At 60.3% G+C, this 21,212-nt stretch carries 15 protein-coding genes; 4 read left to right on the top strand and 11 right to left on the bottom strand.

Going from position 1 to position 21,212, the window contains the following annotated elements:
• Window positions 1-149: 149 nt before the first annotated feature.
• From AC1DBN_RS06870 to AC1DBN_RS06855, 4 genes are all read left to right on the top strand, one after another.
• On the top strand, window positions 150-605 hold the full coding sequence (locus AC1DBN_RS06870; RefSeq protein ID WP_477722861.1) for a hypothetical protein: 456 nt from the start codon (window positions 150-152) through the stop codon (window positions 603-605).
• A gap of 78 nt (window positions 606-683) precedes the next feature.
• Entirely contained in the window at window positions 684-1,820 is a 1,137-nt protein-coding gene (locus AC1DBN_RS06865; protein WP_477722860.1) for a COG1470 family protein, read from the top strand.
• Window position 1,821: 1 nt separating this feature from the next.
• Window positions 1,822-2,307 (top strand): hypothetical protein, encoded by a 486-nt coding sequence (locus tag AC1DBN_RS06860; RefSeq protein WP_477722859.1) that lies wholly within the window; start codon window positions 1,822-1,824, stop codon window positions 2,305-2,307.
• Window positions 2,304-4,439, top strand: a complete 2,136-nt coding sequence (locus AC1DBN_RS06855) for a beta strand repeat-containing protein (protein ID WP_477722858.1) — start codon at window positions 2,304-2,306, stop codon at window positions 4,437-4,439. Before AC1DBN_RS06860 ends, AC1DBN_RS06855 begins: the two co-directional genes overlap by 4 nt.
• A gap of 163 nt (window positions 4,440-4,602) precedes the next feature.
• Here the strand turns inward: AC1DBN_RS06855 and AC1DBN_RS06850 are convergent, their stop codons facing one another.
• The 11 genes from AC1DBN_RS06850 to AC1DBN_RS06800 form a co-directional block, all read right to left on the bottom strand.
• Window positions 4,603-7,059 (bottom strand): zinc metalloprotease, encoded by a 2,457-nt coding sequence (locus AC1DBN_RS06850; RefSeq protein ID WP_477722857.1) that lies wholly within the window; start codon window positions 7,057-7,059, stop codon window positions 4,603-4,605.
• Between the two features lie 6 nt (window positions 7,060-7,065).
• Window positions 7,066-7,749: a peptidoglycan-binding protein gene (locus tag AC1DBN_RS06845; protein WP_477722856.1), complete on the bottom strand. Its 684-nt coding sequence runs from the start codon at window positions 7,747-7,749 to the stop codon at window positions 7,066-7,068.
• 710 nt (window positions 7,750-8,459) lie between these two features.
• Entirely contained in the window at window positions 8,460-9,515 is a 1,056-nt protein-coding gene (locus tag AC1DBN_RS06840; protein ID WP_477722855.1) for a transposase, read from the bottom strand.
• A 1,055-nt stretch (window positions 9,516-10,570) separates the two neighbouring features.
• Complete coding sequence (locus AC1DBN_RS06835; RefSeq protein WP_477722854.1) at window positions 10,571-11,527, bottom strand: MinD/ParA family ATP-binding protein; 957 nt, start codon at window positions 11,525-11,527, stop codon at window positions 10,571-10,573.
• A 1,565-nt stretch (window positions 11,528-13,092) separates the two neighbouring features.
• On the bottom strand, window positions 13,093-14,241 hold the full coding sequence (locus AC1DBN_RS06830) for an acyltransferase family protein (protein WP_477722853.1): 1,149 nt from the start codon (window positions 14,239-14,241) through the stop codon (window positions 13,093-13,095).
• Window positions 14,242-14,448: 207 nt separating this feature from the next.
• Window positions 14,449-15,372, bottom strand: coding sequence for an acyltransferase family protein (locus AC1DBN_RS06825; RefSeq protein ID WP_477722852.1), 924 nt, complete (start codon window positions 15,370-15,372; stop codon window positions 14,449-14,451).
• 155 nt (window positions 15,373-15,527) lie between these two features.
• Window positions 15,528-16,694, bottom strand: coding sequence for a glycosyltransferase family 4 protein (locus tag AC1DBN_RS06820; RefSeq protein ID WP_477722851.1), 1,167 nt, complete (start codon window positions 16,692-16,694; stop codon window positions 15,528-15,530).
• 70 nt (window positions 16,695-16,764) lie between these two features.
• Complete coding sequence (locus tag AC1DBN_RS06815) at window positions 16,765-17,466, bottom strand: glycosyltransferase (RefSeq protein WP_477722925.1); 702 nt, start codon at window positions 17,464-17,466, stop codon at window positions 16,765-16,767.
• A 454-nt stretch (window positions 17,467-17,920) separates the two neighbouring features.
• Complete coding sequence (locus AC1DBN_RS06810) at window positions 17,921-18,835, bottom strand: hypothetical protein (protein ID WP_477722850.1); 915 nt, start codon at window positions 18,833-18,835, stop codon at window positions 17,921-17,923.
• Window positions 18,836-19,283: 448 nt separating this feature from the next.
• Window positions 19,284-19,919, bottom strand: a complete 636-nt coding sequence (locus AC1DBN_RS06805; protein WP_477722849.1) for an acyltransferase — start codon at window positions 19,917-19,919, stop codon at window positions 19,284-19,286.
• A gap of 65 nt (window positions 19,920-19,984) precedes the next feature.
• Window positions 19,985-21,154 (bottom strand): MATE family efflux transporter, encoded by a 1,170-nt coding sequence (locus tag AC1DBN_RS06800; RefSeq protein WP_477722848.1) that lies wholly within the window; start codon window positions 21,152-21,154, stop codon window positions 19,985-19,987.
• Window positions 21,155-21,212: the final 58 nt, after the last annotated feature.

Here is a 21,212-nt window from a genome sequence, read left to right as displayed (position 1 = left end):
GACCGCGCCCAAATAATCGCGTACCGGTACGTGTTGTTGAGCCCGTGGGCGCCCGGCAAATATTGGGTCATCGATCCACCGGAAGGCACCTGGATGGGAGCCACCAATGGGGGAACGGGTTCTCAATCACTTTTACAAGGAGTCTTTCCATGCGCCCTATGACCAAGAAGAACAAAGTCGCCGCTGTTGCCCTGTCCGCTGCCCTGCTGGCAGCCGGTGGCGGTGCCGCGTACGCCTACTGGAGCACCACCGGCTCGGGTAACGGATCCGCTGCCGCGTCATCCGGCACCTCCCCCGTCACCATCAACGTGACCGTTGACGCCGGTGTCGCCCCGGGCACCCCGAAGACCATCACCTACACGGCCACCAACCCCAACAGCAGCAGCACCCCGGTGACCCTGGCCAAGCCGGTTGTCACCACCAGCAACGCGGGCTGCCTCCCGGCATGGTTCGACGCCACCGCCCCAACCGGAACCAACACGGTCCTCGGCAACGCCAGCGGCACGGCCCTGGGCACCGGAACCCTGACTCTCAACGATGATCCGGCAGTCAACCAGGATGCCTGCAAGGGCGCCACCATCACGGTGACCGTCGCCAGCAACTAACAAGCGAGCGGGCCGGGGATGGGTGAAAACCCCGTCCCCGGCTTGCCGTCATTTGCACCAAATGGGAAGGGGCACGGGGTGCACAATCAGGATGGACGGCCACGGCGCCGCAAGCGGGCAGCGTTCAAGGGGGCGTTGATCGCGCTGGCGCTGCTGCTCGGCAGCGCGGGCGCGCTCATCGCAGCCTCCAACAACCCAAAGCCGGGCATCACCGTACAGGTCTCCCCCGCCAGCCAGTCCGTCCAACAGGGCCAGTCCGCCGCCTACACGGTGACTGTCACGTCCACCGGCGGTTTCAGCGGCGCGGTGAATCTGGCCGCGGCGGGGCTGCCGGCAGGCACAAGCGGCGCATTCACGCCGCAGTCCATAACGCTGGCCTCCGGTACCACGGCGACCGCCACCCTGAACGCCGCCACCGCCACCAGCACGCCGGCCGGCACCAGCCCGGTCACCATCACCGGCACCAGCGGCAAGGTCTCCGGCAATGTCGATGCCAGCCTCACCGTGAACTACAAGATGACCAGCGCCTTCTCCGTGGCAGCCACGCCGGATTCCGTGACCATCCCGCCCGGAGCCACCGCGGTATACAGCCTGCAATTGGCCCGCAACAACTTCAGCGGCCCGGTCAGCTTCAGCGTCCTCGGCGGCCTCCCGGCCGGCGCCACCGCCCAGTTCTCACCCAATCCCGCCACCGGCAGTTCCACTACCCTTCAAGTGGCCACCACCGCAGCTTCCCCCACGGGGACGTCCAGCCTCTACCTGGTGGGAACCGGCAAGGACTCCAGCGGGAAAGCGCAGTACGCGTACGCCAACGTCCAGCTGGTCCTGGACTCCACGGTCAAACAATTCATCATCTCCGGGAAGGTGCCCGGCACCCTCTCCCCCGGCACGTCAGCGGCCCTGGACCTACAGATCAGCAACCCCATCAACAAGTCGCTGTCGCTGACCAACCTGTCCGTCGCCGTCACGGGCGTCACCCGTAGCGCCGACGCCGTGGCGAGGAAGCTGCCCTGCACGGCGGCCGACTTCGCTGTCGCCCAGTTCAGCGGGCCCTATCCGCTGACCGTCCCGGCCGCCGGCGGAACCCTGTCCGGACTCCGCGTGGCGCAGTCCGCCTGGCCGCAGGTGGGAATGCTGGACACATCCGCCAACCAGGATGGCTGCAAAGGTGCACTCCTCCAGCTTGCTTACTCGGGATCAGGACAGGGGAACTGAAATGCCCACCACCGCAAAGCGCCTCAAAACGGCGGCTCTCGCCGGGCTCCTGATAACCGCCGGCGCAGGAACGGCCTACGCCTACTGGACCGCCACGGGAACCGGCGGCGGGTCCGCAGCGGCCGCCGCCATGCAAACCGTCGCCGTGGACGCCCTCGTGGCCGGCGACAACCCCAAGAATGCGCTCTATCCGGGCGGCAGCGCCGACGTCGTCCTCCGGCTCACCAACCCGAACCCGTATGGGGTGCAGGTCTACCGCGTCACCGGCACCGGCCCCGCGGCGGCCGACGCCGCCCATTCCGGCTGCACCACTACCGGCGTCACCTTCGCCGCGCCGGCCGCACCGCTCTCCCCAGCAACCTCCGTTGCCGCGAACTCGTCGGCACTCATTACCCTCCCCGGAGCGGCCGCCATGGACACCACCTCGTTCGCAGCCTGCCAGGGCGCAACCTTCAGCCTTCCCGTGACGGTGGAGGTGCGCAAATGAGCCTCGCAACGCTTATCCCGGCGCTGCTGCGGGGCCGTCCGTCACGGAAGCTGACGGTGGTCTGGGTTGCCACTGCGCTCCTGTTGCTGCTCGGCACTGGCTCAGCGGCCTACGCGTTCTGGGCTTCCACCACCGGCAGCAGCAACGCCGCCGCAGCCGCCGATGCCCTGACGCCGGGTTCCAAACCGGCGGTGTCCGCCAGCGGCTCGTCGCTGTCCGTCACGTGGGCAGGCGGGACCACCGTCAACGGGCGGGCCGCCACGGGCTACACCGTCACCCGCTACGCGGTGGCCTCGGGCGGCGCCGGCATCCCGGCCACCGGCGGATGCGCCGGTACGGTGACCACCCTCAGCTGCACAGAACAGAACGTCCAGGGCGGGATCTGGTACTACACGGTCACGCCGGCCATCGCCCTGTGGACCGGCGTCGAGAGCCCCCGCAGCAACGGCACCAGCAATGACGCGAGCGCGCCCGTGGCCACCGTTTCGGGCATCTCGCCCACGCCCAACACAGCCGGATGGAACAGCTCCAGCCCCGTCACGGTGAGCATCACGGCCGACGACGGCGCGTCCGGTTCCGGCGTCGCCTCCATCTCGTACGCGGTCGACGGCGGCGCGCAGCAGACGTTGGGCGCCGCCGTCGCCAGCATCCCGGTCAGCGGCGACGGGACGCACATCGTGTCCTACTTCGCGACGGACAAAGTGGGCAACGCCGGTTCCGTCCAGAGCCAGACCGTACGGATCGATACGCAGGCGCCGGCCGCACCCGGCCTGACGGTGCCGGCATTCGTGAACTCGGCCAACGCTGCCGCGGTGCCCGTTTCCGGCACAACGGAATCGGGGGCAAAGATCACGCTGACGGCCGCCGACACGGGGGCGGCCCATTCCGCGACCCCCGTGACGGCCACGGCAGACGGCGGCGGCAACTGGTCCGCCACGCTGAACCTCGGCGGCCTTGACCAGGGTGCCGTCGCCTACTCGGCCACGGCAACCGACGCGGCCGGGAATGTCAGCGCCGCAAAGACGGCCTCGAGTGTGAAGGACACAGTGGCCCCTGCGGCGGCGCAGTCCCTGGGCGTCCCGGCCTACATGAACATCTCCACCGCATCCTCGCTACAAATTTCGGGGACCGCGGAAACCGCGGCAACAGTGAAGATTTCCGCCGCCAGCCCGGGCTCGGCCCAGCCTGTAACGGGCACCGCCACGGCCAGCGGCGGCAACTGGTCCGCGAACCTCAACCTCAGTTCGCTCAGGGACGGCACCGTCACCTACACGGTCACCGTCACTGACGCCGCAGGCAACACCGGCACGGCTGCCACCGCCACTAATGCGAAGGACACCGTGGCGCCGGTCCTCAGGCTCGATACGCCGCCGAACATCCTTGCATCCACCGTCACGGGTTACGCAGTGAGTGGCACCAGCGACTCCGGTTCAGCGGTGAGTGTGACTGTAACGGACGCCGCCACCAGCATCCCCGCCACAGCGTCCGGCGCAACGTGGAATACCGGGCCACTAAACCTGTCGGCCCTCAAGGACACTTCCAGCACGGCGCCGGTCGTGGCACTCACCATCACGGCAACCACCACGGACGCCGCCGGCAACAGCACCACCGTGACGTCGGCGGTCACCAAGGACACCAAGGCGCCAACCGTCGATGTCACATTGCAGAACGCCGGAGGAACCCTGGGCAAAGCCGAACAGGGCGATACGCTGACAATCCAGTTCTCTGAAGCAATGGAGTCCAGCAAGATCTGCTCCACCTGGACCAACAGCGCGCAAACGTTGAGCGGCAACAACAACGTGGTTGTCAACATCAGCACATCCAATGTCCTGACGGTGACCAGCACAAGCTGCACGCTGAATCTCGGCTCAATCACCCTCGGAGCCAACGCCAAGTACGGTTCAGCCGGTGCCCTCAGCTTCAACGGCAACGGCAACGCAAGCAATATGAGCACCGTTACCTGGGACGGGTCCACCACCCTGACCATCAAGCTTGGCAAGTCCACCGGCGGAACCTCCGGGACCACCACCACGCCGGACGTGCCCGTCTACACCGCGGTTACGGGACTCACCGATGCGGCCGGAAATGCTCTCGGGACGGGTCCCTTCAACGGCACATCATCGAGGTTCTAACCTCGCTCACCCAAACAAGATGGCCCTGCAGCCCGGCGGACTGCAGGGCCATCTGGTTTAACCGGGGCGCGGTCTGCGTGTGGATGCGCCGCCCAACCCGGCGTTGACTGGGGGTCGTAACCAGATTCGACGCGCAGCGAAAACAGCCCAGCCAGCCGAAGGGTCAGCCGCCGGTCGTCGGTGCCGGCGCTACCGTTTCCCCAGCACCCGACCCCACAGTGGGTGCAGGCGTCGCGTTGTCCACGGACGACGTCGGCTGGCCACCACCCGCAGGCTGGCTGGCCGGGGCGGTGGGTACGGCAGTCGCGGCCGGGGCAGGGACGAACGTTTCGGCAGGTGCACCAGCCGGAGCTGTGGGCCGCCCGTCCGGGGCAGAAGAAGACGTCGGGACAGAGGACGGGCCGCCACTGGGACCGGCGGAGGGCGGAGTGGTGGCCACAGACGTGCCGTCCGCAGCCGGAGAGCCCTTCACAATGGCCGTGATCTGCTCCTTGAACCGGTTGAGGGTGGCCTGGATTTCGGAGAGCGGGACGTCGCGGATGTTCCGGCCGTACTCCGCAATCTGAGCCCACAGTGCCTCAAGCTGCTGCTTGCTGTCACCGTCCAGCGGCCCGTCGAGCGTCAGGACCAGCTGGCTGGCCAGGGCGTACGTGAGGCAGTCCAGGCAGTTGTAGTTGGCCGCTGCCGACAAGTTCTCCGGCACAATCACATCCGTCTGCCCCACCACCAGGACCACCTGGAACCCCACGGCCACGGCGGCGCAGCCCGAGCAGTTGGCGAACGCGTACGCCTCGTTGGCAGTGGTGACGGGAGCTCCGTCTTCCGCCCACACCAGCGCGAACGCCACACTGTAGGCAACGGAACCGTCCGTGGTGTTGACGGCGAGCGCCTGGTTCCCGTCCGCTTCGGGGGCGGCGGGCCGGTCGAAGGGGAACACCCAGGACGGCGCAGCGGGCGCGGCGGCCGCAGTGCCGCCAGCAGCGCCCGCAGCAGCAGGCTCACCCACCGGCACCAGCACCATGCTCAGCTGCGGGTTGTCCCGTGTGGGCTTCGTGGCACCGGCAGGCCACAACGCCACCGTCTGCCCGGTGCCGCCCTGCCGCAGGTCCCCGCGCTCACGGACGGGCAGGATGGCGCGCGTGGCGTCACCCAGCGTCCCGCGTTCGTACGCCTGCACCGGACGGTACGTCCCGCCGTCGGGCCACCAGGCCCAGGCGAGGCCGCCCAGCAAAACCACCACGGCGGTCATGGCCGCGGTGCGCTGCAGCGCCTTGCCGCGGGTCTTCTTCCACAAGCCGGTGACCAGCTGCCGCAGCAGCCGCACCACGATGTACAGCAGGCCCAGTACCGGGATGGCCACAATGACAATTGCCACTCCCCTGACGGCTGCTCCCAAAACGTCCCCATCGGCGAGCGAGGACGACAGCATCTCCTGCTGCTTGCCCACACTCGCCCAGCCCGTGGCCAGCAGCCGCGGCAGGGACAGCACCATCATCACCATGCTGAACAGCAGCACAGGTACGGTCACCAGCACCCATACGGTGACCACGGCCCGCGCCCACGGCTTGAGCACCTTGCTTTCGGGGTTCCCCCACCGCCAGGGCAGGATGCCCAGGAGGGTGGGTTTGATGCGCTGGAAGAGGTCCGGGACGCCGGTGGCGTCGGCCAGGATGTGGTAGCCGTCGTACTTCACCAGCGGGATCAGCTGGCGGACCATCTGCAGGATCTGCGTGACCACCACCAGCAGCAGCGCGTCGAAGCCGGTGGCCCACCACACCCCCATGATGGCCACGGCAACGATGGCGTTGAAGTACAGCCCGCCCAGGTCCGTGCGGATCCTGCCGCCGCGGCCCAGCCGGTAGGAATCGGTGACGTCGGTGAAGAACGCCGGCCACAGCAGGTACAGCCCGGCGCCCATGGCCCCCGGCGTTGCACCGCCCTTGCGGGTGGCAGCGGCATGGCCGAACTCGTGGAAACCCGCGGACAGGATGGTGACAGCCAGGATCAGCAGGAGGAGGGCGGGCTGTTCGAACGCCTCATGCGTGGCCGAGCCAAGCCCCTTGACCATCAGCACCCACCAGCACGCGGCCAGGAACGCAGCCGTCACGGCCACCACCAGCAGCGGGTGGAACAGCACGGCGAACGGGGCGGTGATTCTGCGGGTTCGCTCAGGATCGGACACGATGTAGCGGAACCGCAGGCCCAGCAGCGGGTTGGACTTCCTGACCTCCGGCTGGCTGCCGTCCGCGAGCCGGAGCACGCCCATCGGCAGCAGCTGCGAGTCCATCAGGGTCCGCACGTTGTCCGCGCTGACCAGCCGCCCGGAGCCTTCGCTGACGTGCCGGGCGATGCCCTCGAGGTCCTGCGTCCCATCGGCGGCCTCCAGCACCAGGTACAGGAGCCTGGTCAGCTGCAGGGTCTGGCCGTCGGCGCGGCGCACCAGGGCGGGCGGTTCGCGGTAGCCGGACCCCTCTGCGGTGCCCAGCAGCTGGACGCCGTCAGCGCGGGCGGGAAGGCGGGCTCCCGCCGTCGTTGTCTGGCCCGGCGGTTCCTGGGCAACGGTAACGCGCGACGGCGGCCGGCCCGCCTCGGGAGGCGGGCCGCCGTGGGTCTGGGTCATGTTGGCTTACTGCTGCAGGTCGGACGTCTGGCCGGCGTTCGCGTCGGCAGCGCCGTCAATGTGCTGCGAGATGGTGGCGCTCTGGTCCGAGATGGCGTACGCCTGGCTGTCGATGGAGCCGATGTTCGCGGCCACAGCGGCGTCGATGGGTGCGGCCACGTTGGCGTTCGCTGCCACGGCACCGTTGATGGGGGCGGCGATGGCGGCGTCGGCGTCCAGGTTGACGTCCACGTTCAGCAGGTTGCCGTTGAGGGCACCGGCGGCATCGGTCACGGCATCGGTGCCGGGCAGTGCGGAGACGGCATCTGCTGCGCCGTACGTGGTGCCGGCGTCGGTGGTGCCCGTGCCGGCGGCGGTGTCTGTTGCGCCGTCGCCCTGCCCGATCACGCTGTCCTGCTGGGATTCGGCGTTGGCGTCAGCGGTGATGCCCTGGTCAATGGCGGCGTCCTGGGTGGACAGTGCCTGCGCGTCCGAACCGTAGGAGAGGATGTTGGCCGAGGCTGCGGCGTCGATGGGTGCGGCCACGTTGGCGTTGGCGGCGACGGCCAGGTCGATGGGTGCGGCGGCGTTGATGCCCAGATCCAGGTCGGCGTTCAGGTCCAGGACCGATGCCACTTCCTTGTCCGGCAGTGCGGTGGCCTGCTCCTGCAGCAGTTCTTCGTCAGTGAGGGGACGCATCTGGTTGTCCATGCTTGAAAAACCTCCGGTGCAGCGCGGGTGCTCTGCCCCCAGCGGGCAGCCCGCGCTCCACAATACTAAGCATGATTAGCAGTTTTGCGAAGGGAAGCTCCTTTCGGCGCACAAAATCCAAACCGCGGCCCAGATAGCTTGCGCGTCAACGAGCATGAGCAGCGAAAACGAACCTGCAGTCCCACCGCAACAGGCCCGCGGACAGCCGCATTCCCGCGCGTGGAACCGCCGCTACGGCCTGTGCGCTGACGCATCGCCCCAGTACTGGTAGCTGTCGTAGCAGTCGCGGGAGCAGAACACCGCAGACGGCGTTGGGAGCAACGTCAGCCCGCAGTACCTGCAGGTCGGCTTGGGTCGCAGGATCTGCTTCACGATTCTCAGCATGGTTGAAGGCTAAGCGCTCAATCCGCGCCTGTGATGAGTGGACCGATACTTCACTTTTGCCTGCCGCTATACCTGCCCGGGAGCCTGCCGGCCGCCGTTCACAAGAGCAGGGACGTACGACGACGGCGCTGCGGGTTCCGGGCCCCGCACCACGGCTATCACTTGGCCCAGCGTCCCCCTGGCCCAGTGCCCGTCAAGCTCAAGCGGGACTCTTGGCGGGAACTGTACGACCGGCTGCCGTCCAGGCCCGGCGTGCTGGACACTCAGACGTTCCTGGCATTTGAGGACGTGGGTACCCGGTAGGGCCCGGCGCTGGCTCGGGTGCGCTACTGATTCAGCAAACCCCGGCTCTGCAGAAAAACACGTATCAGGTGGCCCGGGCTCTGGTCTTCTGCACCGAACACTTGCCACGCGATAGGTCCAAATGTGCTGCCGAATGCGACCACACCTTTGAGGAGCGGAGCAATGCGACGCCGCCACACCGAAATGGGCTCCGGATCCGGAACATTAGTAAACTCATGCAAGGTCCATTTGCGGAGAACGGTCTCATACGCGGCTATCTGCAAGATCTCGATAGCTTGCATGCGTCCAGGCCGGCCCTTGTCGTGTAACAGTTCCTCCGCTTTTGCCACAAATGCTGCAACCTTTCGGCGAGCTGTCCGTTCATTGAGCTTACTGGTCCGTGAGCCGTGATCGCGTCCGGCCCGCCTCGTCGCATCAAGGACGTGGGCTGCACTGCCGATGCGGGCCGTGATTTTAAGTCTTGTGAGCTTCTCCTGCTCATTCCGGGGCTGGGAAAAAATCGCCTCTTGACTCTGCTCCAGCAGCAGCCAGGATTGTTCAAGGTTGTACACGGCAAAAGAAAAAGGCGCGAAGGATCTGAAGATCAGACTTCTGAAGTACTGCGCCAGAACCCAGATGGCCGTCACCATCACAAGGGCAACTACTGCGATCAGCAACGACATGAGCACGGCATACCAGGCGTTCCGGGCTATCGCGAAGACCTCGAGGATAATCACTACACTGATTAGCCCGATCAAAATGTCAAGGACGACTGCAACGGCCAATAGTGGTCCGCCAATGACGTAGTCAAAGAAGACATGTGCCCGGTGCGCCCTTTTCAGGCCTTCGGAGATGTGACTGTCCTGGACCTCGTATTGGGCCCACTCGGTAGCAAGACGCCGCCGCCGTGCGTCTGCGGATTCTGGCACTCTGTTCTTTTTGATGTCCGCAAGCTGAGCCCTCCGCAGTCGCTCCTCAGTAAGCCATTTCCGCAGACGGTGAGGGGTGATGCCATATCGCTTGCAAACTGAAACCTGTGTCATGCCGTTATCAAGCACAGCCGAGACAGCTTTCCCGCGAACTTCTTCATCCCCTGGCACAAGCACTCCTAACTACTAGTGCCCCCGGCAAGACCCACTATGCACCCATGACTTCCATTGGAGCTAGATGCAGGAATAGGAAATTCGGCATTAGGGGATGCCGAGCAACGTCGCTTCGAAACCCGCAATTTAAGACCGGAGGTATTGGCAAGACGGCCATTCCTTGAATGTCGGGTCTATAATTCCGTTCGCATGTGTTCCGCAAGCCTGCGGCGGAGTCTCTTGATCCCACCCCAAGCTGTACCTGTCACGTCATCGCCCATTTATCGCGAACTTGCCGACTTGATGGCCAGCCCCTTTGCACAGCATTGCCACGACGCTTGGGTGTTCAGTTGTGCCTTACACCAGCGACACGATCTATCGTTTTCGACGATCACACCCTTTATCGACGCGGATATCTCCCATAAGCCATCAAATTTGCGAATCGAGACCGGCGGAGTGTCTCGACAACGAAAAGTTGCCCCGGCCACCAAATGAGGGCGGGCGTCGCGGAGCCGCGGGTGGGCAGACTCGCCCGGCGTCACCCTTGCGACTGGAGTTGCCGTCACAGCTTTTGCCGGGAAAAGGGGAAGAGTGCACTACTGCCGGACGTGAGCAGTTCACCGGCCTTCTGCCACCGGGGCGTTGAGGAGGTCCACTCCTGCCTCCATTACGACCGAAACGGAGGCGTCCAGCTCCCTCAACAGCGGTTCCGCGGCAGCGCAGTTGCCCGTGCACACCAGCCCCTACAGCACCTCGGCGTGCCGCCAGCCGGGCGGCGCCCGCAATGGTGGAGGAGACCTTCAGGCTGAGGACCCGGCCCGTAGCGGCATCGGCGTCTTCGAAGGGCTGCTGTCAAAAACCGGAGCAGGCTCCTGACGAACTGAGCCCTACTCCATGGACGCGGCGGATGACAACCGAGAACACCACGATAGGCGGGCGTTGCCAGATCTTGCCAGACTGGCTGGCCGTGGCAGAGTACTGCCCCGGTTTACAAGCTGAAGACTCCTGCCGAGGGGTGCATAAGTCGTCCGTACAGACGACCGACGTTTCCTGGCCGGAACATCGGACGGAAGCTATTGGTACCCGTCCACGATCGCTGCAGCAATCTCCTTGTACGCCCGCCGGGTTTCGGGCTTGAGCACGTCGAGGGTCACCAGGTCACCGTCTGCAACGCCTCGGTCGTGGGGAACCGCGATGAGCTGGCGGCAGATCCCGGACAGGTGTTCCTCGATGGCGCCCTTGTCCACGCGGGACGACACTTCGTCCTTGTCGGTAATCACGACGATGGCGTTCCGCGCCAGGTCCTCGTACCCGTGGCCGGCCAGCCATTGCAGGGTGCTGCGGGCACGCTTTGCGCCAGACACCGCATAGCCAGCGGCGATGACCAGATTGTCCGCAGACTGCAGGATTCCGCTCATGGCGTTGTGCGTCACGCCCGTACCGCAGTCGGTTAGAGCCACCGAGTAGTAGCCGGAGATGAGCTTGCGGATCCGCAAGTACTCTTCGGCGGTGAGAGAGTCCGAGACTTCCGGGTCCTGCTCCCCCGCGATGAGGTGCAGCCGGCCTGCATGGTGCATGTACCGGGCCAACGCGGTCAGGGAGTCGATGGACTCGATGTTCTCGAGCAGGTCTGTAATGGTCCGGGGACTGGCCTGCTGGTAAATGCCCTCGCCCAAAGCGCGCTCCACGAGGTCGCCAGAGTCCGGATTGGCATCAATGGCACAGGGCGCATCGCCACGGAATTCAGCGAGGGTAAGGCCCACTCCGACGGTGGTGGAAGTCTTGCCAATGCCGCCCTTGAGGCTCAGGATGGCGGTGTTGTAGCTGCCCTGGAGCTGCCGTGAAATGCGGCGGGCCAGTTCGTCCTCCTGGCGCTGCTTCGCCCCCGGTCCCATGTTCCAGGAGCCGCCGGTCAGCTTGTACATTGCGCCGCGGAAGCCACCGATGGGGCGCGGCTTCTGCTCCTTGACGAACAGTCCGGGCGAGCTGATGAAGTCCGGCGCAGGACTGTCTGCTATGGCGTCGGCCACTGCTGGGCGGCTACGTCGGAAGGCGGGCGTCTGAGGAACTACGTCGGATGGCGGCACAGAGTCTTCCTGAGGGGCGTCAGCAGCCGTGGCAGCACCGCTGGGAACAGCGGTAATGGGAGCTTTCGGCTGGGCATCGAGCTTCGCGGAAACCGGTTGGCGTGTCGGAGCGGCAGGCCCCGATACGGCGGGCTTGGCTGCATCGGCCGCGGCCGCCGCCTCCGCCCAGGACGAGCGGCGAGTCGCCGGCCCGGCGTCATTCTTGCGAGGCGTGTTGGGTGTTACGGCTGACATGGTTCCTGTCCAGGCATCCTCAAGCGAGCCATCGGCACGACGAATGTCGCGGCGTCGGCGCAGTTGCGGCTGCCCTGCATCTTCTGCTGGGGCGCCTGCATTCTGATCCGCCGGTTGTGGCATGTCTGTCCCCCCGGACGCTCGGCAAACTGTTATGCAGCACTAGTTCAAAGAGTAAGTCTAGGTGCTGTGACAACTGAACCGAGCCACGCAGCCTATTCAGTGGTGAAGGAGGGCTGTAGCAACCACGCAAATTGTTAGGACCAGAAGAATGACAAGGACACTGTACCCAACCCATTTGGGCCGGCCTCTGTGGGGATTGATGTCGACGTAAGGCATAATCAGCGCTGGTTACCTCGGTGTGCGTGTTGGACAGGGATCCGGAGTGCTCGGCGCTTGAGCCGCAGCATCTGATAAAGAACGAAAAAAGGAACGCACAGGGTGCTGAGCAGTGCGCAGAGCGAAAGGGCGTAGTCACTAAATGCCACAACAGCCTCCATTGGGTAAGCGAGCGTCCCCATAGACCCAACCACGCAACAAAGCTTTTGACAAATCGCGTCAAACCAAACGGCGACAAAGTCACGATAAGAACCTGCCCGTGACAAGCGCCCATCCTGCGTCCGAAAGAACGATATATCTGCGGCCAAGGCTGGGTCACTAGGCCCCCACACCAAAAATGCCCGGACCGAACCCCAGACTGGAGCCGACGATTCCATACGGAAAGTCAGAGAACTGATCTCTGCAGCTCACAGAGTCCATGCGCAAAGTTTGCACGTGTGCGGACGAGACAGAAATGGAGTCACGCTTATGGCTGCTGCAGAAGAAGTTCCGGTGCCGTCAGCGCTGACCGCCTAACAGAAGCTCAGACAAGGCATCTCACAATCTGGAGCACCGAATCTACCAACGCCACCGACGACAAAGGGCTTGGGTCAAATTCACACCCATCAGGTTTGAAAAGTCGTGCGGAACGCGCTCACAACAGAACTGGAGCGAAGTCAAAATAAGGCTCGACCGACCCCTTACGAATCAGTAGGGCCCTAGCGAACGAAACTGCCGACTGCAGGCCCCAAAGCCGTTTCTTGAGCGAGTCGGCACTTAGCTTCCAGGTAGCGTCGTCATAGGCAAGCAAGGCGAGCCATCCCCTACCGACGAAGCTACCCCGTCCGGAGGAACTACTTCTCTTTGGAGCGAATTGAATCGATGCCGCGTCCACGACGCCACTGACTTAGGGGACGGCTACCAACAACCACGAAGACCTCCACTCACGGAACTCACTAGGTTCGAGACGAAGAACCCACTGCAGTTTCGGAGTCCAACGACTTGCGCACTCGGCTCTTCCGAGCCCCGATGCGCTTTCGCCACGGCTCCTCCACGAATCTATAGGTCAGTGCCGCCAGAATGAAGGTCATAGCAAAGTAACTCGACAGGACCGCAACCCGAAGCATCCAGCCCGAATTCGCAAAGTTCTCCCATGGCAGAACCTTCCCTCCAACCATCAGGACAAGTACGTGAACCATATAGACGCTATAGGAAATGCGGCCCCCGTAATCCATGAAACGCATTGAAAGAAGCCACCTGACCGGCCCCCTGGCAGAAGCGCAAGAAAAAATGCACAGGGCTATAAGCGGTAGTGCGAGAAAGTTAGATACGTTCTCCGTAGGCGTAAGAAACAATATGCCCAATACCCCTAGGCACGCCGCCACAGCGAGGTAGTCATAAAGGTAACCACGGGCGCCACTTACAGACCAAGCTCGCCACAGAAAACAACCGGCGGTGAACTCGCCTGCAATACGTATCCACATACTGGGGTAACTGATAGCGGAAAAATCGGATGTGAAAGCCACAAAATATAGGGCAGAAATCGTCAGTATGATCGAAGCCCCTGCAATTAGAGCAGCAGACTTCCAAGTGCGAACGCGACAAACAGCCAGCGCCAACAACGGAAATGCTAGGTAGGCCCCCGCCTCAGCACTTATAGACCAAGCAGGACCATTCCAGGACCATGCCGGCGGGACACTCTGCAGTAGGGCCACGTTCATAATAAAACTAAGCAGGTCGTACTTTCCATCGGAGTTCAATGCCACGTGAGCAAGCGACGCAGTGAGAACCAAGAGCACAACCAGACTCAAAGTGAACAAATGGACAGGATAAAGTCGAGCCAAACGATTACGCAAAAAAGTCAGGTAAGTTTCTTTCGAGAATGACACGAATCGATGAGCATAATTGTGGCTAATTATGAATCCGCTAAGGATGAAGAACATCTCCACCCCTAGATACCCGCCCTGCACGATAGGAGCGGCAACCCTGCTTCCTGGAAACAACCCGTATAAAATCTTGTCGAAATGACCAACGACGACGCCAAGAGCCGCCAGTATACGTATGCCGGTTAATGCAGGAATTTGAAGCACGCGCTCCTGAGTCATCTCGTCCCCCTTCGAAGGTCCAGTAGCACAAATAATAATCGACGCAAGTCAAGGAACGAAATCGCCTTCAGGGAAGCAATGCGGCATCACAAGGCATTTGCCCCACTACTCGTCAAGTGCTATAAGCATCCGTTCCCACGAGCAGCCAAGCTGGCATTCGCATTCGGGGAAAGGCTGGTTCTTGGGGAGATGTCTAAGTCAGTGAAATTACGTGCGCCGCAAAAGCCCGAACGACAACGGACCAACGAACAAGAGCGATACCGGCGGTGCCTTTCGCAACGAAATGCACGACAGTCCGACGGCGGCTACGGCCACCACACCTGCAGCTGTCGCAGCCCAGCCCGGAAACCCTTCGAACCTAGAAAAGAAGCCAATAAGTAGGACCAGGACGGGAAAATGACTGGTATAAAAAATCATCGAATTCTCCCCCACGAAGCGCAGCGGGCGAAGGACTCTCGCCCCCGCACACTTCTTCGCCAAGTAGATTACGGAGATGATTCCTGCACAGCAGAATAATGCGTACTGTCCTTCCCAACGATAATTGCTAAGAATCGAGAATACTCCAAAACCAACCGCAATGACGGCCAACGGAATAACCCATTTCTTGGTCAACAGGATACTGTGATAGGCGGTATGCACTGATGCAGCATGGCCCGCAAAGAAGAAGGCGGCAAAATATAAGAAATACTTAACCAAACCCTCCGAAAAGGGAAGCGACGCGATCAATGCGATCAGAGCTATCCAATGAGATGAAACCCGTAGCAAAAGTGGGGCGAGGAAATAATAGCAACCGAGGAAAAATATATACCATAGATACCCTGTTGCAATCCATGACATAGGATTACCGATGGCTAGACCACTGCCACCCACGAGCAGGTATATGAGACACCATATGAGGTAAGGCCAAAAGATCATGTTGATCTTACCAAGGTAGTAAGCCGACCTAGGTTTAGCGAGCGATCGGGACAGCAGAAGACCGGACAGAAACATTAGCGTCGGCATCCTGAAAGGCGAAAAGAACCTATTAAAAACATCCAGCCATTCAGGCGGGCCCAGCTGGAAAGTTTTCGATATCTCAGTGGCGTGGAGTATTACAACAAGAACTATTGCGCAGCCACGGAGAAGATCCATCCAGTAGTGGCGATTCGAAACGTTATCGATCTTTTCCCCCTAAATATTCGTTCGTGCCCGCGAAACACTAGGCGGCTGTCCTGAAACGAGATTCACAGGACGCTCCCAGATCACCAGCGCTCGGTTACGAATTCACCCAAGTGGTTCAGTAGCGCTTAGCGTGCAACTGCTGAACGATATGCCGCCACCGTCTGAGCCGCAACCCTATTCCAGCTGTACGATTGCGCATGGAGCTGTCCTTCCGAAGCTAGTTTCGCTGACAGTTTTTCGTCCGCTAAGAGCCTGTCAATCTCCCGACTCATAGCTAGAGAGTCGCCGGTTGGCACTAGAATTCCACCCGGACCAACCACCTCAGGTATCGAAGAAGTGTCACACGCGATTACTGGGCACCCATAGGCAAGGGCTTCGAGTACTGGTATACCAAAACCCTCGTAAACGGAGGGATACGCAAATGCCTGTGCACCAGAGAGGAGCGCCGCTTTGAGACTTTCGGAAACATACCCTAGCGATCTGATGTCGGCAGTTCTCGACGCGCTGCCGATGGCTGCAACTGTATCTTGGGACAAGTAGGCTGGAGCGCCCGCCAGAATAAGGCTGTAGTCGTCCTTTGCACTTGAATTGAGCCAGGCGCGAAGAAGCGTTGGAACGTCTTTTCTAGGCTCTAAATTGCCAATGTAGAGAACGTAGGGTCGATCAATCCCCGCTTTCCTTCGCTCGTCTTCTGCAGACTCAGCAGAAAGAGGTCTAACCGACACGGCAAGTGGCGTGACTTTAATTCGGTCTTCCTCGACTTCAGAGTTAGACAAGAGCCGCTGCTTCGTAAACTCGCTTACACAGATAAGTACGTCCGAGTCTCGCACTTGCCGATCTAAAGCCCATCGAGAGGCAGACAGATTCCGAGAAGGAAACAGGTCAGGGCGATCCACAAAGATAATGTCATGAATAGTCGAGACGAGGCGCTGCCCGCTCTTCCGGTTTGGATATCCCTCAAAAAACGTAGAATGCCAAATGTCGAAGTCGCCGCCAAGCAAGCGTTCGGGAACAGCTGCCGGCGCATACCTTAGTGCGGCGTTGATGGCCTTCCGCGGTACCCAAGTGTTCATGTGGGATGACGACTTCCCCAGTACGGAAGTCAGACGATCGGCCTCAGCGTTCTTCTCGCGCAGACCACGAGCCATGAAAACCGACAAATCAATTTCTTCATCGGACAGTTCATGAATACCAGTGGATAAGTTGTATACGTACTGGCCAACACCGGCCAGCGGGTATCTCACGGGCCTTCCATCAATAGCTACACGCATCAAAACTTCCTCAGCTTTCAACACTAAAATGCTTCACGAAAATCGGAAACTACCTATGCTCCGACCGTATCCAACCATCGGAGCCAGGCCGTTATGCTTCATAGACGGTTGCAAGAGCACTTCCAGACTCGTCCCACGTTTGGCTGTAGAGCTCACCGCTTGGTGGAACGCCATCCTTCACAATTTGCGAGGCAACCAACAAGATCCTGTCCACGTCGTGCGTGTCCACACTAATGAGTCGTTCAACCATCCACTCCGCAGAATTTCCCCCACGACCAGTGACCACCCAACAGCCACTCCTCGCAGCTTCTATGTCAACCAGACTCTGTACCTCCACCCAAGAAGCGTTAACTAGCACCTTTGAGTCACCCAATAGATCCTGTACCTCGGAATGGGATCTCGGACCGAGCCAGGTTATGTGCGGCGAAGTGCCGACGTACTCAGAAAAGTCTGATGCGTAAGCCGGAGCTGAAGGACTTGCCGGCCCGACGAAAACACAATTGAGTCCCAACTTATGAGCTGCGGTGGCGACTTCCACCGACCGTTTTCGAGGCTCAATTCGACCGACTACACAGAGGTCAACGGTGCGACTCGCCCAATCGACTTTGACGGCCGACTCAGCGTGGTCAGGTATGCCGTTGGGAATTATAACGCCATTATGCCCCGACCATCCTGTGTCAGATTCAAGGGAAACCCCCTCCCCTTTTGCCAGGAGCGTGACAGCTGCTACGTCTTCAAGCGCTCGCCCAGTGAGACGCCACACTTGTCTTACTCGGCTGGTAGCCCTCAGCATTGCCAACATCCAGAGTGCGGCGGATCGCACTGAGGTCACCTGCCTCCGGGATCTCACTGCGTAGGCTAAAAATTCCCTCCCTGATTCGGATAGAACTCGACCCACGAAAGAACGGAGCCCCTGTCCCTTCTCTGCCATGCGCATCTCACGGACATTATCCAAGTCATGATGGATAGATGAAACGACAACTTTATGGCCTTTTGCAAGCCGGATAGCCGAAAGAAAGTCGTAGGGCCGGTCAACATTTACAATGTGGACGATGCTTCCACTCCGAAACTTTAGCGTTTCCCTATGTTCAAAAATCTCGACGTCATATCCCAATTTCCGTAAAACAACGGCATATCGTTCTACCTGATGCGTGTCACCCCCCGGTTTTACAAAAGCATCAGACCGGACAACGAAGTCCACGGTTCTGGAAACATGTGGCAAAACACTATCAGTCAAAGTCATCCTCTTAGCCGGGCGTTGACGCGGTGGGCAATACCTGAGCGACTTCTTGGCTAGAAGCATCATTTATGGCAAAGAAGGCCCACATCAGCACCATCAATTTCATAGAATAGAGAACATCAATAAACACTGCCCCAACAAGAAGGGCGACAAAGATCGAATTAGTGACTGGAGAAAGCCGGAGAGACCACTTGCGAAGACAAAATACCCATGCTATCAATCCAAGCAAGCCCGTCTCGGCAATCATTCGCACATACGAGCCGTCTACCGATGGACCTGCGAATGACGGGCCCAAGCCAAATAGGAATCTATCCACGGAATTCAAAGAATCAACCAAAATATGCCATCGGTAAAAGCGGACCATGTCACTGGTTTCGCCCCCACCCGCATCTACAAAATTCGCTTCACTGAGCAGCGTCCTAACGGCGCCATAGGCGACCCAGTTGTATTCTTCACTGCTGTTTGGCAGTGAAATTCCAGAAACGACTTCTCCGGCAAGATTCCAGGAGGTAAGGGCCGAGGTGCTGGCGATTCTGTCTGTTAGAGACTCTCCTTCACCCTGCGCGGATTGCCCCGGTGTCAAAGCCAGTATCAGGAGCCCGCACACCCCAGCACCCACAACGACTGACAACTTGCGTGACCGCGGAGCGGGGCTAGACCCTGGTGACTCGTCCTTCAGGAAAAGTACAACTGCCCCGATGACCAACGCTACTATGGAAATCCGCGAAGATGATTGCAGCAAACCGATGCACGCGATTCCAGCCAGCAAATAATTCCGCCGCGCAAGCCAAAACAAAGCTAACATGGAACACATCGCGCCCAGCTCGTATGGGCCAGCGGTAAGTCCTGCGCCTCGATCTGCAGAGAACTTTGAGAAGCCGATATCGAGGCCGAGAACGGACTGAGCTGCCGCGACGCTCACGTGAATTACGGTAATGAGCCCAATCATCTTCACAAAAAAGTCAAGACTCTTAAGCGACGTCGACTTAAATACGTAGTATAGCGCTGGAAATACTACCCAATACTCCAAGATTCGAAGGCTGTAGAGTGCTGATGGGCCGATGTCAACACGCGCCGCAGCTACGTTCACAACGAGAGCGACAAGACTTAACAGGGTGATAGGCACAACCGAGCGTGGGGGCAGGGTTACCCTTATAGAACGCCAATGTAGAGCGACAAATAGCCATAATGCGATCAAAATAAAGTCTTCTAATCGCACTGAAGAGCCGGCGATCGCAACTATGGATAATCTTGGTCCAACAAGTAACCAAATTACGGCCGCTAGAACGAGATAGGTTGACCAGGAAGTCTTCGACTGATCGTCCGTTATACCGAGAGCATTGGGTTGAGCACGAAGCACCATTCCGGACTCACGCACTCGCCACGGGACTATTAACCAATTTGGCAGGAACGCCTGCGATTTTCGAATTGGCAGGGAAACTGCGCGTCACTACCGCACCGGCTCCGACAACACAATGCTCCCCAAGGGTTACGCCGTCCAAAATCGTGACCCTATGACCTATCCAGCAGCTGTCGCCGATCCGGATTCCACGTCGTATAACCTCCGTGCTGCTTGCACCTTCGGGTCCTACCGCATGGTTCTCGGCCACAATGACGAACCCAGCGCCAATTTGACAGTCCGTCCCAATCACGACGGGGCCGCCGATTCCGAAAATGAAGCCGGGCCCAACGTAGGTGTTCGCTCCGATACGAAGACCTAGCCCAGGATTACCTGGACTGGATGAACACTGAATCCATCCATTTTCCCGGAGGGTGACTCCATCGCCAATTACGATGCCTTCTTGGGAGAAAGCATTTACGAGGCAATTGGCGCCAATGGAAACGCCCGTGCCTAAGTGGACTGACCGGGCATACGAGACTTTTACGCCACTCCCTTGAAAAAAGGGAGGTTTGACTGAGCCAAAGCGTGGACTGTGAATAAGACCACGAACAGCAGGTCCAGCACCCTTGCGGATGTACCATCCTAGAAGTGTTTGGATGGGCAAGCCCGATGAAAGACTAGTGTTAGGACGAATTCGCTTTACTACCCGAGAAAGAACTCTATCTATTATCAGTTTGATCCGCTCCTAAAAAATTGGACGGTAACTACCACGACGCCAATTAGCTGAGCAAAGACAAGCGCGAAAGTTAGGGAAACGACATCCGTCCCGACCATAAGCGGAACTAGAAAGCACCCCAGGGCCAAAGACGACAGCACGACGACACCCGGGTAGACGGAACTCACACCGTTTTGCGCCGTTGCTGCAGAAAGACAAGCAAAAACTAACGCTAACCCTCCTGCCGCAGCGAGTAGGGGGAAGGCATGCGCGGAGGGAATGAAGTCAGGACCGAAAATGATGGGAGTCAGGACCCAGCCGCTAAGACCACAGGCCGCGGCGAGCACAGCAGCACAGCAAACAACGTTGACTAGGCCTCTTATCCTTGTGTGGCGCCTGAAGCTGGCCAGGAAACGGCCCTCAAGAACGCCTCCCAGAATGACGAGTACGCTAAAGCCCAACTTCGCTACTGCGTAGTGCCCCAATACTGTTGTAGGAGCCCAGAGGGCGAACAGCAGCACGTCAAGGTTGCCACTTAGTAACGGGGTAACCACGGCAGGCGCATTCTTAAAACTTGAAACCATCAGCCTTCTTTCGAGGGCTTTGTCCGTTAGGTTAGACCGATCTTCTCGACGACTTTTGTCGCGGAAGTACCAAACGGCCGCCATAGTTGTGCGTATGGCCTCCGCACCAAGCGTGACCATCAGAGCAAGAAGCAGATTGAACTTCTGTACGATCACCAGTAGCAGAGTAATTAGGAATTCGAAAACGGGAGGCACCGATGAGACTGAAGCTATACGGTGGCGGCGCTGAAGGTAGTTAGCGTTGGCCGTTTCAATCTGCACAAGTGCGGCTCCGGGCGCCAGAACGAGAGTCGCCAAGATAGCGAATCCAACCGCTGGGCTAATTTCCCTGAAGGCAATCCAGGTGGTGGGTGCGATCACGACGCTGGCACCCAACATCGAGTAGATGACAAGACGTCGCATTCGGAAGCCGAAACGATTTTCGCTAAGAAAACTAATTTCGTAGCACGCGAATCTTAATCCAAGCGCCGCAAAAATGCCAACGGCAGTTACAGAGGATTGAAAGAATGCGAACTCGCCGCGTCCGGCCGGACCCAAAATCTGTGCACGAATGGGCGCCAGAAGAAATGGCAAAATAGCAGAAATGCCGACTATCGCCACCAACAGGACGTCACGCCGAGAGCTAGCTCCGCCTCTCGAGGCTGGCATTCGATTCGGG

Source organism: Pseudarthrobacter sp. 10T415 (assembly GCF_056394175.1).
Note: the sequence above shows the minus strand (reverse complement) of the source record. Positions and strands in the feature narration are given on the sequence as shown.

Coding starts and splice junctions, on each gene's coding strand:
- AC1DBN_RS06870 (WP_477722861.1), top strand. CDS start 150: ATGCGCCCTATGACCAAGAAGAACAAAGTCGCCGCTGTTGCCCTGTCC.
- AC1DBN_RS06860 (WP_477722859.1), top strand. CDS start 1,822: ATGCCCACCACCGCAAAGCGCCTCAAAACGGCGGCTCTCGCCGGGCTC.
- AC1DBN_RS06855 (WP_477722858.1), top strand. CDS start 2,304: ATGAGCCTCGCAACGCTTATCCCGGCGCTGCTGCGGGGCCGTCCGTCA.
- AC1DBN_RS06850 (WP_477722857.1), bottom strand. CDS start 7,059: ATGACCCAGACCCACGGCGGCCCGCCTCCCGAGGCGGGCCGGCCGCCG.
- AC1DBN_RS06845 (WP_477722856.1), bottom strand. CDS start 7,749: ATGGACAACCAGATGCGTCCCCTCACTGACGAAGAACTGCTGCAGGAG.
- AC1DBN_RS06830 (WP_477722853.1), bottom strand. CDS start 14,241: ATGACTCAGGAGCGCGTGCTTCAAATTCCTGCATTAACCGGCATACGT.
- AC1DBN_RS06825 (WP_477722852.1), bottom strand. CDS start 15,372: ATGGATCTTCTCCGTGGCTGCGCAATAGTTCTTGTTGTAATACTCCAC.
- AC1DBN_RS06815 (WP_477722925.1), bottom strand. CDS start 17,466: ATGCTGAGGGCTACCAGCCGAGTAAGACAAGTGTGGCGTCTCACTGGG.